Source organism: Alteromonas sp. OM2203, assembly GCF_048517045.1.
Classification (GTDB): Bacteria; Pseudomonadota; Gammaproteobacteria; order Enterobacterales; family Alteromonadaceae; genus Alteromonas; species Alteromonas gracilis.
In genome coordinates this window covers 3,339,656-3,354,948 of sequence record NZ_CP183209.1, presented here as the reverse complement: position 1 = coordinate 3,354,948, position 15,293 = coordinate 3,339,656, and the positions used below count along the sequence as shown (strand labels likewise).

General features: G+C 46.4%; 12 protein-coding genes. All 12 read left to right on the top strand.

The window, feature by feature from the left end; translation table 11 throughout:
* The first annotated feature begins 8 nt into the window (after positions 1-8).
* The 12 genes from murD (at position 9) to mutT (ending at position 15,209) form a co-directional block, all read left to right on the top strand.
* Entirely contained in the window at positions 9-1,496 is a 1,488-nt protein-coding gene (gene murD / locus ACM0P2_RS14850) for a UDP-N-acetylmuramoyl-L-alanine--D-glutamate ligase (RefSeq protein ID WP_419226753.1), read from the top strand.
* Positions 1,493-2,914: a cell division protein FtsW gene (gene ftsW, locus ACM0P2_RS14845; RefSeq protein WP_159117894.1), complete on the top strand. Its 1,422-nt coding sequence runs from the start codon at positions 1,493-1,495 to the stop codon at positions 2,912-2,914. Before murD ends, ftsW begins: the two co-directional genes overlap by 4 nt.
* Positions 2,907-4,049, top strand: coding sequence for an undecaprenyldiphospho-muramoylpentapeptide beta-N-acetylglucosaminyltransferase (gene murG, locus ACM0P2_RS14840; RefSeq protein ID WP_419226752.1), 1,143 nt, complete (start codon positions 2,907-2,909; stop codon positions 4,047-4,049). The genes ftsW and murG overlap by 8 nt, the downstream gene beginning before the upstream one ends.
* On the top strand, positions 4,049-5,494 hold the full coding sequence (gene murC / locus ACM0P2_RS14835; protein WP_120961755.1) for a UDP-N-acetylmuramate--L-alanine ligase: 1,446 nt from the start codon (positions 4,049-4,051) through the stop codon (positions 5,492-5,494). Before murG ends, murC begins: the two co-directional genes overlap by 1 nt.
* Position 5,495: 1 nt before the next feature.
* Positions 5,496-6,479, top strand: a complete 984-nt coding sequence (locus ACM0P2_RS14830) for a D-alanine--D-alanine ligase (RefSeq protein ID WP_173359114.1) — start codon at positions 5,496-5,498, stop codon at positions 6,477-6,479.
* Between the two features lie 2 nt (positions 6,480-6,481).
* Positions 6,482-7,252, top strand: coding sequence for a cell division protein FtsQ/DivIB (locus tag ACM0P2_RS14825; RefSeq protein WP_173359113.1), 771 nt, complete (start codon positions 6,482-6,484; stop codon positions 7,250-7,252).
* A 7-nt stretch (positions 7,253-7,259) separates the two neighbouring features.
* The gene (gene ftsA / locus ACM0P2_RS14820; RefSeq protein WP_120961749.1) at positions 7,260-8,489 is read left to right on the top strand and encodes a cell division protein FtsA; all 1,230 of its coding nucleotides are present in this window, start codon (positions 7,260-7,262) and stop codon (positions 8,487-8,489) included.
* Positions 8,490-8,594: 105 nt separating this feature from the next.
* Positions 8,595-9,761 carry a cell division protein FtsZ gene (gene ftsZ / locus ACM0P2_RS14815; RefSeq protein WP_105929593.1) on the top strand — a complete coding sequence of 389 codons (1,167 nt, stop codon included), beginning with the start codon at positions 8,595-8,597 and terminating at the stop codon, positions 9,759-9,761.
* Between the two features lie 211 nt (positions 9,762-9,972).
* Positions 9,973-10,884, top strand: coding sequence for a UDP-3-O-acyl-N-acetylglucosamine deacetylase (gene lpxC, locus ACM0P2_RS14810; RefSeq protein WP_173359112.1), 912 nt, complete (start codon positions 9,973-9,975; stop codon positions 10,882-10,884).
* 178 nt (positions 10,885-11,062) lie between these two features.
* On the top strand, positions 11,063-11,941 hold the full coding sequence (locus tag ACM0P2_RS14805) for a M23 family metallopeptidase (RefSeq protein ID WP_105929595.1): 879 nt from the start codon (positions 11,063-11,065) through the stop codon (positions 11,939-11,941).
* 179 nt (positions 11,942-12,120) lie between these two features.
* On the top strand, positions 12,121-14,829 hold the full coding sequence (gene secA / locus ACM0P2_RS14800; RefSeq protein ID WP_173359111.1) for a preprotein translocase subunit SecA: 2,709 nt from the start codon (positions 12,121-12,123) through the stop codon (positions 14,827-14,829).
* Complete coding sequence (mutT, locus tag ACM0P2_RS14795) at positions 14,829-15,209, top strand: 8-oxo-dGTP diphosphatase MutT (protein WP_159117898.1); 381 nt, start codon at positions 14,829-14,831, stop codon at positions 15,207-15,209. The genes secA and mutT overlap by 1 nt, the downstream gene beginning before the upstream one ends.
* Positions 15,210-15,293 lie beyond the last annotated feature (84 nt).

Below are 15,293 nucleotides of genomic sequence, written 5' to 3'. Positions count from 1 at the left end.
AAATATTAATGTCGTATAACGTACGTGAGCATAGTTATGTAGTCGGTGGCCTAGGTGTGACGGGTCAGGCTTGCGTGCGCTTTTTGTTGCAGAAACAGGCAACCGTTAAAGCGTTTGATACACGCGCTAATTTTACTGCACCTGCTGATCTTGTTGGTGACCTTGAACCTGACATGCAAGCGTTCATGGCTGAAAAGGTCACGTGTAATACGCTTAGCGCCGATTTCTTTGATGGTGTAGACACCTTGGTGTTAAGCCCGGGTCTTGCGCTTAACATTGAAGAAGTTAGCCTAGCGAAAACATGTGGCGTTGAAGTGATTGGCGACGTAGAACTGTTTGCCCGCTTAAACACCTCAGACAGCAGCAGCACGCCTGCTAAGCGTGTAGTGGGTATAACAGGCTCAAACGGCAAAACCACTGTCACTCTGCTAGTCAATCACTTACTCAACGCCTGTGGCGTGAAAAGCATTGAAGCGGGTAACGTAGGCCGACCTGTATTGGAAGCGTTGGAAAGCGATGCTGATGTGGTAGTAATGGAATTGTCGAGCTTTCAGCTTGAAACAACGTCAAGTCTAGTGCTTGAGGCTGCCACGATACTGAATATTTCCGATGATCACCTAGACCGTCACGGAACGCTAGAGGCGTATGTTGATGCTAAGCATCGCATTTTTGATAATGCCAAATCAGCCATTGTCTGGCGAGACGGTGAGTTTGTAGCACCCGATGAACACCTTTTAGTTGAGGCTAATGACAACTTAAGCCCGGTTTCGGATACTTATCTAAGTGAAACACCTCATATAGAAAAGCAAGGTGCACAATATATTATTGAGTATGGCTTAGGTGAGTCTTCTAGCGGTTTTTCTATCGCGACCTTCGAAGACGATGGGAAACCGTGTATCGCGTTTAACGGCGAAAAGCTTATCGCTTTAAGCGACATTCATTTAGCCGGCATGCATAACGTGTTAAATATTATGGCAGCCCTTGGCATCTGCCTTAAACTCGGTGTGACGCCTCAAGCGGCGGTTAAACATCTACACAGTTTCAAATCTGCGCCTCATCGCTGTGTTGAAGTAGCCTGTGTAAACAATGTTCGCTATATCGACGATTCAAAAGCCACTAATATTGGGGCGACCATCGCAGCACTTGAGGGAATTGGCCCAACTATAAATGGCAAGCTTATTCTTATTGCAGGAGGCGATGCCAAAGGTGCTGATATGGCAAGTCTTGCGCCTTATCTAAACCAGCACGTTTTCCATGTGTTTGCTTTGGGCAAAGATGCACACTTGTTCGAAGAGAGCTTCGCGCATACAACCCGCGTAGCCACAATGAAAGATGCGGTGAAAGCGGCGATTAGGGTTGCTGCTCCCGGCGATACGGTGCTGCTTTCACCTGCGTGTGCGAGTTTAGATATGTTTAAAAACTATATGCATCGCGGAGACACCTTCAAACAGGACGTTTACGACCTACACAATATGAGTTTGGAGGCGGTACTATGATGGCGGCCTCTACTAAACTAAGCGCTTTATTTGCTGCAAGGCATGACGGGCAGCAAACAGCGACGCATCCTTATGACGTCACGCTTATTTTAATCGCGCTAGCATTAATGAGCATTGGCGTTATTATCGTTACGTCTGCATCTATGCCGGTTGCGGATAGACTGCACGACAACCCATTTTATTTTGCTATTCGCCACGGTATTTATATCGTTGGAGCGATAGTCGCGGCCATGGTTGTACTGAATCTTCCTATGCAGTTTTGGCGCATGACTAACCCTTATCTACTGCTCGCTGCCATCGCGCTTCTATTGGCTGTACTCGTGGTTGGAAGAACCGTAAACGGAAGTACTCGCTGGTTGGCGATTGGCCCTATTACCATTCAGGCTGCAGAGCCAGCCAAGCTTTTCTTCTTCGCCTATCTGGCGGGCTATTTAGTTCGCCGTTATGAAGAAGTTACAGAAAACTTGAAAGGCTTTATCAAACCACTGGCTGTGTTTTTTGTATTAGCGATGTTGCTACTGCTTCAGCCAGACTTGGGTACCGTGGTGGTAATGTTCGCTACTACAATTGGCCTGTTATTTTTAGCCGGCGCGCGACTATGGCAGTTCTTCGCATTGGTGTTTGCAGGCATATTGGCGGTTGTCGCACTTATCGTGTTTGAAGAATACCGAATGAAACGAGTAACTTCATTTTTAGATCCGTGGGCAGACCCGTTTGGCGCGGGTTATCAGCTAACCCAATCCTTAATGGCTTATGGCCGCGGTAACTGGTTTGGGCAAGGTCTGGGTAACAGCCTGCAAAAACTGGAATTTTTGCCAGAGGCACATACCGACTTTGTTATGGCCATTTTGGCAGAAGAACTTGGCTTTGTTGGCGTACTCGCGGTACTTGGCCTCATTTTATGGATGGTATTGCGCGCGTTAAGCATTGGAAATAAAGCACTAGAGAAAGGTCGAGCGTTTGATGGCTATCTGGCTTACAGCATCGGCATCTGGTTTAGTTTCCAAACGGCGGTAAACATTGGCGCAAGCGCAGGTATTCTGCCAACCAAAGGATTAACGTTACCACTAGTTAGCTATGGCGGTTCGTCACTTATCGTTATGTCTGTGGCTGTGGCTATATTGCTTCGTATCGACTTCGAATTGCGCGTTGATGGCGTACAGGCAATTGGCCGAGGTGATGGGAAAGACGGTAAGAAACACCCGCGTAGGAAAAAGCCTATTCCTTCAGGTGCGGCTCAATCAAAGGTGCCAGCAACATCCCCGTCAGCATCAGTAAACGATGCTGATGAAGAAGATTTTTCAACTGGAATTGTTAAGGCGAAACCTGCGACTAAAACATCAACAGCGGAAGATGAAGGCAAAGCCGGCATTAAAGCCATTCTCGCGCGCGTGGCGCAGGAGGCCGACAATGGCTAAACGCTGTTTAATAATGGCTGGCGGTACAGGCGGGCATGTTTTTCCAGGCCTTGCGGTAGCCAATGCGCTTCGTAGCGAGGGCTGGGATATTCATTGGTTGGGCACCGCCGAGCGAATGGAAGCGCAGGTAATACCTAAGCACGGTATTCCTATTCACTTTATTCCGGTAAAAGGACTACGTGGTAAAGGGATATCAGCACGTTTTAAGGGCGCTATGGCCCTGGTAAAAAGTTTATTCTCAGTAAGACGAATCATCAAACGGCTAAAGCCTGATGTTGTTGTTGGGTTTGGCGGCTATGCTAGCGGTCCCGGCGGAGTAGCAGCAAAAAGCTTAGGCATCCCCGTTATTGTGCATGAGCAAAATGCGGCGGCAGGCATGACCAATAAGCTTCTTAGCAAAATCGCAAACCGAGTACTCCTTGGCTTTGACGATGCTAAAGAACAATTCTCAGGCGTTGCTGACAGCGTGCATACTGTGGGCAATCCCGTTCGCGATGAGATTTGGCAGGTTAAATCCAAAGCTGCAGGCATGAATACAAACGCTCGTAAAAGCACGCTTGAAAACCGTTTTGAAAACACCTGTGAGCACAAACAAGGCCTAAACATGCTTGTTGTTGGCGGCAGCTTAGGCGCACAAGTTTTGAATGAAACCGTACCTAAGACCTGTGGTGTGCTAGAGGGCTTATCAATAAAACACCAGTGCGGAAAAGGTAACAGTGAAGGTGTCATTAATGCCTATGCGTCGGTGGGCGCAGATATGTCGAAAATCGATGTCAGTGATTTTATTGATGACATGGCCGCAGCTTATGAGTGGGCAGATTTTATTGTCTGTAGAGCCGGTGCGCTTACGGTAAGTGAAGTTGCAGCTGCTGGACGCGCGGCGATTTTCGTACCGCTACCGTTTGCGGTTGACGATCACCAAACAAAAAATGCGCAGTCGCTAGTGAGGCAAAATGCAGCACTTATGATTGCTCAATCTGTATTAAAAGAAAATTTAGGGCAGGCGGTTCGTCAGTGGTTACAACACCCTGAAAACTGCTTAACAATGGGAGCTGTTGCCAAAACATGTGCAAGCACTCATGCCACGGAAAATGTAGTAAGCCACGTTAAAAGCGTGGTAGGAGTAGGGGACTAATGGTTTTTAAAACCCCATTTGAAAGCCCGCAAATGCGCAGGGTAAAAAATATATTCTTTATTGGTATTGGCGGTGCCGGTATGGGCGGTATTGCAGAAGTGCTGCTTAACGAAGGTTATGCTATTGCTGGCTCTGATATTCAAGAAGGGCCTATGACACAGCGTTTAAGCGAGTTAGGTGCCGAAGTGAAAATTGGTCATCGCGCTGAAAATGTCGAAGGCATGGATGTTATCGTTGTGTCTAGCGCAATTAACGAGCAAAACCCAGAAATTATCGTTGCTCGTGAAAAACGTATCCCTATTATTCGCCGTGCAGAAATGCTGGCGGAGTTGATGCGATTCCGTCACGGTATTGCGATAGCTGGAACGCATGGCAAAACTACCACAACCAGTTTGATTTCTACCATATTCGCAGAAGCCGAATACGACCCTACGTTCGTGATTGGCGGCCTGTTAAATAGTGCTGGCACAAATGCCCGGTTAGGAAAAAGTCGTTATCTAATTGCCGAGGCTGATGAGAGCGATGCATCTTTCCTTCACCTTCAGCCAATGGTATCGGTGGTTACGAACATTGAAGCGGATCACATGGATACCTATGGCGGCGATTTCTCAAAGGTGAAAGATACCTTCGTAGATTTTCTGTCTAACTTGCCATTTTACGGTCAGGCAATTGTCTGTGGCGACGATGCCAATATTCAAGAGATTCGCCCGCGTATTGGACGAAGTATCATTACTTACGGTTTTGAGCCGCACAATGACTATCGCGCTGAAAATATTACGCTCTCATTTGGCAAAGCGAATTTTACCGTTATTCGACCGGATCACGAGCCACTAGATATAACGTTAAATCTTACGGGCAACCATAACGTTTTAAATGCTCTTGCTGCCATTGCGGTGGCAACGGATGAAGGGGTAGACGACGACGCCATTATGCGTGCTTTAGCCAGTTTTGGAGGCATTGGTCGCCGATTTGAACAGCTAGGTACATTCAACACGAGTAAAGGTGAAGTGTGCTTGGTGGATGATTACGGCCATCATCCTACAGAAGTAAGAGCCACTATTGCTGCAGCTCGCGCAAACTGGCCTGATAAACGTTTGGTTATGGTCTACCAACCCCATCGGTTTACGCGAACTCGTGATCTGTACGAAGACTTCGTTGAGGTGTTGTCGAGCGTTGACGCACTGCTGCTTCTTGACGTTTACGCAGCCAGTGAACAGCCGATTGAGGGTGCTGACAGTAAAGCGCTGTGTCGTTCAATTCGTCAGCGGGGACAGATAGAGCCGGTATATGTAGGCGATAAAGACGCCTTACCTGCAATTTTGGCGAATATCATGCAAGACGGCGATATTGTGATGACCCAAGGGGCGGGTAATATCGGTCAAATCGCGAAGTTATTAGCGCGTTGTGAGTTAGAGCCAAAAACACTTACAAAGGAAGGAGAATAATATGTCTATACCTTCAGTAAGTATTCACTCACAAAAAACACACTTGCCCGGCGAGTATGGAAAAGTTGCTGTGCTGCTTGGCGGCGATTCTGCTGAACGGGAAGTATCGCTAAATTCGGGCAACGCGGTGCTAAATGCATTGCTAAGACAAGGCGTGGATGCTTTTGCGTTCGACCCTGCAGAGCGCCCGCTAACCGACCTTCTTGAACTAAACGTAGACCGAGCGCTCATTATGCTGCACGGTCGAGGTGGTGAAGATGGCTCTATGCAAGGTGCTCTTCAGCTTCTAAAAATACCCTACACGGGAAGTCGCGTTTTGGGCTCAGCGCTGGCAATGGACAAAATTCACACTAAGCAAGTGTGGCAAAGTTTAGGCTTACCTACTGCTAAATATGAAATTGCTGATAAAAGGCACTTTGAAGCTGGTAAGTGCAGCGCTATAATGGATAAATTGGGGAATGAAGTCATGGTAAAACCGGCCAGAGAAGGGTCGAGTATTGGCATGGCGAGAGTGACAAGCGCTAAACAACTCGAAACTGCCGTTCAGGACGCCTTTAAATATGATAATCAAGTCCTGTTAGAACAGTATATAGACGGTCCCGAATTCACTGTTTCTGTGTTACAGGGGCAGGCGTTGCCGTCTATTCGAATGTCTACTCCACACACATTCTATGATTATGCTGCGAAATATCAGGATAATACGACTGAATATTATTGCCCAAGCGGCTTGTCTGAAGAGCAAGAAGCACAGCTAGCAAAACTAGCATCACGTGCTTTCGACGCTATTTCTGGCAGCGGCTGGGGCAGAATAGACGTTATGCAGGACAACCAAAGGCAATTTTATTTGCTAGAGGCGAATACAGTGCCTGGCATGACAGAAAAAAGTTTGGTGCCTAAGGCAGCCAAAGTTGCAGGATTAACCTTTGACGAACTGGTACTCAGTATTCTTTCTACCAGTTTTGACGACGTTGCAAACAAGGCGTAGACGTGGCCAATACCGATACTAACCAAGACAGGCAAGCTTCTGTTAAGGGCGGCAAAAGTAAATCAGCAGTGTGGGGCGGCGTCGCTTTCTTACTGTTGGTTATTGCTGGATTAGTATTTGGTGGGTTGAAAGCTAATCAGTATTTGCAAGATGAACAGCAAATGCCGGTACAGGTTATCGATTTTTCTGGTGACTATCAGCATATCGATATTACAAAGCTTGAGCGATTGATTCGTAAAGCGCAACCAGGAAGTTTTTTTGCCCTAGACGTTAACGAGGTATTTGAACTCGTTGAATCACAGTCTTGGGTTTACCGTGCTTCGGTTCGCAAAAAGTGGCCGAACACGCTGAAAATTTATTTGGTGGAACAGCAGCCGGTCGCCCAATGGAATGAAGATTTGTTGTTAAACCCTTACGGGGATACGTTTAACGATGAAGGTGTAGTACTCGATTTACCGCGTTTATATGGCCCGGGCGGTAGCGAGAAAACGGCGCTAGAAGGTTATAACGCCATGCATGCACTTATTTCAACAACAGACATGACGTTGTCTGAGTTGTCATTAAGCGAACGGTTTGCATGGCAGGTGCAGTTGAAAAACGGCATAAAATTGAATTTAGGACGTCAGGAGTTTATCGATAGGCTGCAGCGCTTTATTGATGTATATCCACTTTTGGCGCAACAAGAGAAGGCGGTGAAATACGTCGACCTTCGCTATGACACGGGTGTTGCCGTTGGTTGGAAAGACGACAACACCACAGATGAAGAGAGTTAAGGAAACCATGTCAAAACCTGCTGAACGCAATTTGATTGTAGGACTAGATATCGGCACCAGCCAAGTCAAGGCTGTGGTGGGTGAATTGCTAGAAGACGATCAAATCAGTATCGTTGGCGTGGGCACCCATGCATCTAAAGGCATGGATAAGGGCGGCGTTAACGATTTAAATTTGGTGGTTAAGTCGGTTCAGCGTGCGGTAAACGAGATGGAGTTAATGGCAGATTGCCGTGTGTCTTCAGTTTTCATGTCTATCTCGGGACGCCACGTTAAGTGCCAAAATGAAAACGGCATGGTACCGATTAACAATCAAGAAGTAACACAAGAAGATGTGGACAACGTTATTCATGCAGCGCGCAGTGTGCCTATTGCGGCTGAACGTCGACTTCTGCATGTGTTACCCCAAGAGTTTACTATTGACGTGCAAGAGGGGATTAAAAACCCGATAGGCATGTCGGGCGTACGAATGGAAGCAGATGCGCACATTATCACTTGTGCCGACGATATGGCGAAGAATATGGTGAAGTGCGTGGAGCGTTGTGAGCTTAATGCGGACCAACTGATTTTTTCAGCCCTCGCATCAAGCTATGCCGTTTTAACCGACGACGAGCGAGAACTTGGTGTCTGTGTGGTTGATATTGGTGGCGGTACTATGGACATCGTGATTTTCACCGATGGCGCCATTCGCCACACAGCGGTCATACCGGTTGCTGGTAATCAAATTACCAGTGACATAGCAAAAATATTTAGAACACCTATTAGTAATGCAGAGGAAATTAAGGTTAATTACGCCTGTGCATTAAAAGATATGGTGAGTATGGAAGACAGTATCGAAGTACCTAGTGTTGGCGGACGCCCAGCTAGAGTCATGTCTCGTCATACGTTAGCTGAGGTTATTGAGCCTCGCTATCAGGAACTTTTTGAGCTGGTACATGATGAAATTCGTGCCAGCGGTCTGGAAGAGCAAATCGCAGCGGGTCTTGTACTTACTGGTGGTACCGCTAAGATGGAAGGTGCTGTTGAATTTGCCGAAGAACTTTTCCAGATGCCCGTGCGCGTGGGCAAACCCATCAACGTAAAAGGTTTATCTGAATACGTCGATGATGCTGGATTTGCGACAGTCGTTGGGCTGCTGCAATATGGCAAAGTACAATCTGATAATAAGAAGTCCAGTACGCAGAAAACCGGTGAAAGCTTATTTCATCGTGTGCAAAGCTGGTTTAAAGGTGAATTTTAATTTTTTGGGGGCGCTATAGCTACGGCATTAAGGCTAGCAGGAAGCAATTAGCCTAAGGGAATGACCTGGCGTAGTGTTTAAAAGACGTACAACCGGAGAGTAAGTATGTTCGAATTAATGGATAGTCACGGCGAAGAAGCCGTAATCAAAGTCATCGGTGTCGGTGGCGGCGGTGGTAATGCAGTTGAACACATGGTGTCTCAAAGCATTGAAGGCGTAGAGTTTATTGCGGTAAACACAGATGCACAGGTGCTTCGTAGCTCAAGTGCAAATGTTACGCTTCAAATTGGCTCAAGCGTAACAAAAGGCTTGGGTGCAGGTGCCGATCCGAATATCGGTCGTGAAGCAGCGCAAGAAGACAGAGAAACTATACGCCAAGCGCTTGACGGCGCGGATATGGTGTTTATCACAGCCGGTATGGGCGGTGGTACAGGTACTGGTGCAGCGCCAGAAGTGGCAAAGATTGCCCGTGAAATGGGTATTCTAACCGTAGCGGTTGTTACTAAGCCATTCCCATTTGAAGGTAAAAAGCGTACCTCTTTTGCTGAGCAAGGTATTGTAGAGCTTGCGAACAATGTTGACTCGTTGATCACTATTCCTAACGAAAAACTATTGAAAGTAATGGGTCCAGGCACGCCACTACTTCAGGCATTCAGCGCAGCAAATGATGTATTACGCGGTGCGGTTCAAGGCATTGCCGAGCTAATCACTCGCCCTGGTTTGATCAACGTTGACTTTGCAGACGTACGAACTGTTATGTCTGAAATGGGTAAAGCTATGATGGGCAGTGGTGCAGCAAGCGGTCCAGACCGTGCTGAAGAAGCCGCGGAATCTGCCATTGCAAGCCCGCTTCTAGAAGACATCGATTTGTCAGGTGCGCGCGGTATCCTTGTAAACATTACTGCTGGCCCAGACTTCGCTATCGACGAGTTTGAGACTGTAGGTAATGCAGTTAAAGCATTCGCATCAGAAAACGCGACTGTGGTTGTGGGTACAGTTATTGATATGGAAATGACAGATGAGCTTCGCGTTACGGTTGTTGCGACCGGTATTGGCGCAGAGCGCAAGCCTGACATTTCGCTAGTAAGCTCTGAAGGTTCTCGCCTGACGACCCCAGCGAAAGAGTACGGCAGCACACACTCAAGTGAGCCGCGTTCTGCAGTCGGTGGTACGGAAGGTAATCAAGCGCTTAAAGCTGATGACAGTGCACAACCTGACAACGACTTGGAGTATCTAGATATTCCAGCGTTTCTTCGTAAACAGGCAGACTAATTTAGCTGTCTGAAAGCGAAGGGAATTATTTTGCGTTTGTGATGTCTCATTAGTTAGATGAAATTTCACAGCGTGAAAAATTCGCGTGAAGTGATTGTTTAAATACGCAATCTGACGGGGTAGATATCGTCGGAACGGGTGTTTTTTGACATGTGAGTAATAACTCACTATAATTCGCGCCCGCTTTTTTAATAGGTAAAAGCTTAAGCAGATGATTAGACAACGTACAATCAAGCAATCGGTACAAGAGACCGGAATTGGGCTTCATAAAGGGGAAAAGGTCACAATGACTCTCCGACCTGCGCCAGCGAACACGGGTATCGTGTTTAGGCGTGTTGACCTTGAACCACATGTTGACATACCTTCGCGTGCGAACGCGGTAGGTAATACCATGCTGTGTACGTGTCTAAATAATGAAGACGGTGTAACTATCCAAACGGTAGAACACCTTGCGTCTGCGCTTGCAGGATTAGGTATCGACAATATTATTGTTGAGGTAGACAGTAACGAGCTGCCAATTATGGATGGAAGTGCTAGCCCGTTCGTATTTCTACTTCAATCTGCGGGTATTGAAGAACTAAATGCGCCTAAGCAATTTATCCGAATTAAAAAGCCTGTTCGAGTTGAAGATGGCGACAAGTGGGCAGAATTAGTGCCATATGACGGTTTTCGTGTTGATTTCCAAATCGACTTTGATCACCCGGTAATTAGTCAAACTCGTCAACATATGACGATGGATTTTGATTCATGTTCATATGTTAATGAAGTAAGTCGAGCACGTACGTTTGGCTTTATGCGCGACCTTGAATACATGAACGCGAACAACTTAGCACTAGGCGGTAGCATGGAAAATGCTGTTGCCTTAGATGAGTTTCGCGTACTAAACCCAGAAGGGTTGCGCTATGATGATGAGTTTTTGAAACACAAGATTTTGGACGCTATTGGTGACTTATACTTAGGCGGCCATAGTTTAATTGGTGAATTACGTGCTTACAAAACAGGCCACGGTCTGAACAATAAGCTATTAAACGCTGTGTTAGCGCAAAAAGAGTGTTGGGAGTTCGTGACATACGATTCTCAGGAAACCGCGCCAATTCGTTATGCTCAACCGGCATTAGCGTAATATTTTCAAAAGCCGCCTAACAGGCGGCTTTTTTTCATATGGCAATTACTGAAATAAATGATACAGTAGCCGAATAATTAATATAAATTTCACCCATGTGCCAGAAATTAACAATCAAAAGCGATTGTGGTTTATTTTCGTCGGAGCACAGGCGTGAAACAGCAATAATCTTCGTGGTATGAAACTAACTATTACATTAGCAGGCAAAAATAAACGTTACAGACACAGTATCAGTGTCCGCACGCTTGTTAGTGCCACCGTGCTATCGTCTATTTTTATGTTGGTATCCAGCCGTTCAACCGAATCGGTATCCGAAGATATTGCGCGTGTGCGTTTAGCCCAAACAGAAGTCAATGAACAACAAAAAGATGTTGAGGCGCTAAAGCAACAAACCTCCGTTAAGATAAAAGCCTTACTTTCTCACGTCGCTGAACTATCAGCGCAAGCTACGTTGCTTGATGAGAAAGGTAAGCAAATAGCAACAGAATTAGGTATGTCAGCGGCTGACCTGGACGCTTTCGTACCGGTATCGATACCGGATAACCTCCAAGACGACCCCATTCTTCACGAAATAGCAAAGCTTGAGCAATCACTTGATTTGAAGTCTCAACAGTTATCTATGCTTGAAAGTTTGGTAAGGGGTCACCATATAAACGAACAGAGCCAATTATCTGGTCGTCCGATTGAGTCAGGGTGGTTGTCTTCTTATTATGGTATGCGGGCCGATCCGTTTACAGGTAAACCAACCATGCACAAAGGGTTGGATTTTGCAGGTAAAGCAGGGGAAAACGTCGTTGCCACTGCAGCAGGTATTGTAACCTGGGCAGGAGAACGCTACGGCTATGGCCAACTAGTAGAGATTGATCACGGTGATGGTTTTGTTACCCGATACGGGCACAACGATGAATTGACCGTATCAATAGGCGATGTTGTCACCAAAGGTGAAGCTATTGCTAAAATGGGTAACACCGGGCGTTCTACCGGCGTTCACGTTCACTACGAAGTAATAAGAAACGGAAAACAAGTCGATCCTCTGCCTTTCGTCTACAAAAAGTAGATTAAGGTAGCAGCCAGGTATATTCCTGTTATCAAGGCTTTTTACGGACAGCTTTGATGACGGTGAAACACAATTTTAGAAAATCGCAAAGCACCCGAACAAACCGGTTGTGTTTTTTACGTTTAATTTAGCTGTGCACAATGTGCGGCGTCTCGACAAGTAGTGGAATAAAAAAGCTAATGTTTTCAAGCATCCTTCGAAAAGTATTCGGTAGCAGAAATGACCGACTATTAAAAAAATTACGCAAAAACGTAGATGCCATCAATGCACTGGAAGCAGAATTTGAAAAGCTTTCCGATGAGGCGCTAAAGGCTAAAACCGACGAATTTAAAGCGCGCATTGAAAAGGGAGAAACCCTTGACGATATTCTTATTGAAGCGTTTGCTACGGTGCGTGAAGCAAGTAAGCGTGTATATGGTATGCGTCACTTCGACGTTCAAATGTTAGGTGGCCAAGTACTACACGAAGGTAAAATTTCAGAAATGCGTACCGGTGAGGGTAAAACCTTAACGGCAACGTTGCCTACCTATCTTAATGCCCTATCGGGCAAAGGTGTTCATGTAGTTACCGTGAACGATTACTTAGCACGTCGTGATGCTGAATGGAGTAATCAGCTATTTAACTTCCTAGGCATGCGCGTTGGATGTAACGTACCTGGTATGTCGCCACAGCAAAAACGAGAAGCTTATCAGGCGGACGTCACCTACGGTACCAACAACGAATTTGGTTTCGACTACCTTCGCGACAACATGGCATTTAGTCCGCAAGATCGCGTTCAGCGCCCACTTAACTATGCAGTAGTGGACGAGGTTGACTCAATCCTTATCGACGAAGCCCGTACGCCACTTATTATTTCTGGTCAGGCTGAAGATAGTTCAGAGTTGTATCGTCGTATCAACATCATTATTCCTAAGCTTGTTCAGCAGGAAAAGGAAGATGAAGAAGGTCAAGAAGGCGATGGTGATTACACTATCGACCTTAAAGCTAAACAAATTCATCTAACAGAGCGTGGTCAAATTCACGTTGAAGAAATTCTACATGAAGAAGGATTATTGCCAGAAGGCGAATCATTGTTCGATGCGGGCAATATATCTTTGCTCCACCATATTAACGCTGCACTTCGCGCGCACAAACTGTTCTCTAAAGACGTAGACTACATTGTTAAAGAAGACCAAATTGTTATTGTTGACGAACATACCGGTCGTACAATGGAAGGCCGTCGTTGGTCTGAAGGTCTTCACCAAGCAGTAGAAGCAAAAGAGGGAGTTCGTATTCAAAACGAAAACCAAACCCTTGCGTCTATTACTTTCCAAAACTACTTCCGTTTGTACAACAAGCTTGCGGGTATGACGGGTACTGCAGACACAGAAGCATTCGAATTTAATCATATTTACGGCTTAGAGACGGTAGTGATCCCAACTAACCGTCCTATGCAGCGTAAAGATATGCCTGATCTTATCTATCTGACGGCAGAAGAGAAATACGAAGCCATTGTTGAAGACATTAAAGAGTGCGTTAAGCGCGGTCAGCCAACCCTTGTAGGCACGGTCTCTATCGAGAATTCAGAACTGATTTCTCGCATTCTTAAAAAGTCGAAAATTCCTCATAAGGTGCTCAACGCTAAGTTCCATGAACACGAAGCCGACATTGTTGCTCAAGCAGGTAAACCTGGTGCTGTTACCATAGCGACCAACATGGCCGGCCGTGGTACTGATATCGTGTTAGGCGGTAACTGGCAAGCGGAAGTCGAGAAAATAGAAAACCCAACGGAAGCACAAATTGAAAAGATCAAAGCGGCGTGGAAAGAAAGCCACGACGCTGTGCTTGCTTCGGGCGGTTTACATATTATTGGTACAGAGCGTCACGAGTCTCGCCGTATTGATAACCAACTTCGCGGTCGTTCAGGCCGTCAAGGTGACCCGGGTTCAAGCCGTTTCTACCTATCATTAGACGACGCGCTAATGCGTATCTTTGCCTCCGAAAAAATGGGCAACATGATGAAGCGTTTAGGTATGGAGCGCGGTGAAGCCATTGAGCATCCGTGGGTAACTCGCGCCATCGAGAACGCACAGCGCAAAGTAGAAGGTCGTAACTTCGACATTCGTAAGCAGTTGCTTGAATACGATGATGTGGCTAACGACCAACGTAAAGTTATTTACGAACAGCGCAATGAACTGCTTGATGAAGGCGATATTAGCGAGACTATTGCTGCTATTCGTGAAGACGTAATTTCAAGCGTTGTTGACGAGTACATCCCACCGCAATCGCTTGAAGAAATGTGGGACGTCAGCGGCCTGGAAGAGCGCATGCGCGCTGACTTCGCTGTAGACCTGCCAATTAAAACCTGGCTAGAAAATGACGATAAGCTTTATGAAGAAAAGCTTCGCGAACGCATCTTAGGTGAAGTGATCAGCGCCTATAAACAAAAAGAAGAAGTGGTAGGCGAACAGGTGCTACGCCAGTTCGAGAAAGCCGTAATGCTTCAGAACCTAGACAGCCATTGGAAAGAGCATTTGGCAGCAATGGACCACCTACGTCAAGGTATTCACTTACGCGGCTATGCACAGAAAAACCCTAAGCAAGAATACAAGCGTGAGTCGTTTGCTTTGTTCTCTCAAATGTTAGAAGCGCTCAAAGTTGAAGTGATCACTATTCTTGCTCGTGTAAAAGTACAAGCTGAAGAAGATGTTCAAAAAGTTGAAGAGCAGCGTCGCCAAGCTGACGATGTGCCTAAGAACTTCGAGCACGAAGAAGCTAGCGCAGCGCCAGAAGCTGCTAGCGACAAAGTACGTACCCAAGTTCGCGAAGGCGCGAAAGTAGGCCGCAACGACCCATGTCCTTGTGGTTCTGGTAAGAAATATAAGCAGTGTCACGGTAAATTGAAGTAATGAAAGTGGTACATGTTGCTGTGGGCGTTATCGCCCGCGGCGATGAAATATTCATTACCCTGCGTCCCGACGGTGTTCATCAGGGTGGGAAGTGGGAATTCCCAGGCGGTAAGGTGGAAGAAGGCGAAACCGTGCTTCAGGCCCTAAAGCGTGAGCTTGCTGAGGAAGTAGGAATTAGCGTGAACCACAGTGAGCCAGTAATTGTTATTACCCATGACTATGGCGATAAGCAAGTTAAGCTAGATGTACATCGCGTGGATGATTTCGCAGGTGAGCCCCATGGTAAAGAAGGGCAACAATCCCGATGGGTCAATGTGAAGTCACTTAATGCAGAAGATTTTCCAGAAGCTAACGTTCCCATTATCAAAGCATTACAGTAATAAAAATAGCCACATCTTGATGTGGCTATTTTGTTATTCGACTCTTTAACTTGAAAGCGCAAAGGCGATAGGTTAAAGACCCCG

Excerpts from the sequence above, each read along its gene's own strand:
- ACM0P2_RS14805 (WP_105929595.1), top strand. The coding sequence starts at position 11,063 with ATGAAACTAACTATTACATTAGCAGGCAAAAATAAACGTTACAGACAC.
- secA (WP_173359111.1), top strand. The coding sequence starts at position 12,121 with ATGTTTTCAAGCATCCTTCGAAAAGTATTCGGTAGCAGAAATGACCGA.
- mutT (WP_159117898.1), top strand. The coding sequence starts at position 14,829 with ATGAAAGTGGTACATGTTGCTGTGGGCGTTATCGCCCGCGGCGATGAA.
- ftsZ (WP_105929593.1), top strand. The coding sequence starts at position 8,595 with ATGTTCGAATTAATGGATAGTCACGGCGAAGAAGCCGTAATCAAAGTC.
- murD (WP_419226753.1), top strand. The coding sequence starts at position 9 with ATGTCGTATAACGTACGTGAGCATAGTTATGTAGTCGGTGGCCTAGGT.
- murG (WP_419226752.1), top strand. The coding sequence starts at position 2,907 with ATGGCTAAACGCTGTTTAATAATGGCTGGCGGTACAGGCGGGCATGTT.
- murC (WP_120961755.1), top strand. The coding sequence starts at position 4,049 with ATGGTTTTTAAAACCCCATTTGAAAGCCCGCAAATGCGCAGGGTAAAA.
- ftsA (WP_120961749.1), top strand. The coding sequence starts at position 7,260 with ATGTCAAAACCTGCTGAACGCAATTTGATTGTAGGACTAGATATCGGC.
- ACM0P2_RS14830 (WP_173359114.1), top strand. The coding sequence starts at position 5,496 with ATGTCTATACCTTCAGTAAGTATTCACTCACAAAAAACACACTTGCCC.
- ftsW (WP_159117894.1), top strand. The coding sequence starts at position 1,493 with ATGATGGCGGCCTCTACTAAACTAAGCGCTTTATTTGCTGCAAGGCAT.
- lpxC (WP_173359112.1), top strand. The coding sequence starts at position 9,973 with ATGATTAGACAACGTACAATCAAGCAATCGGTACAAGAGACCGGAATT.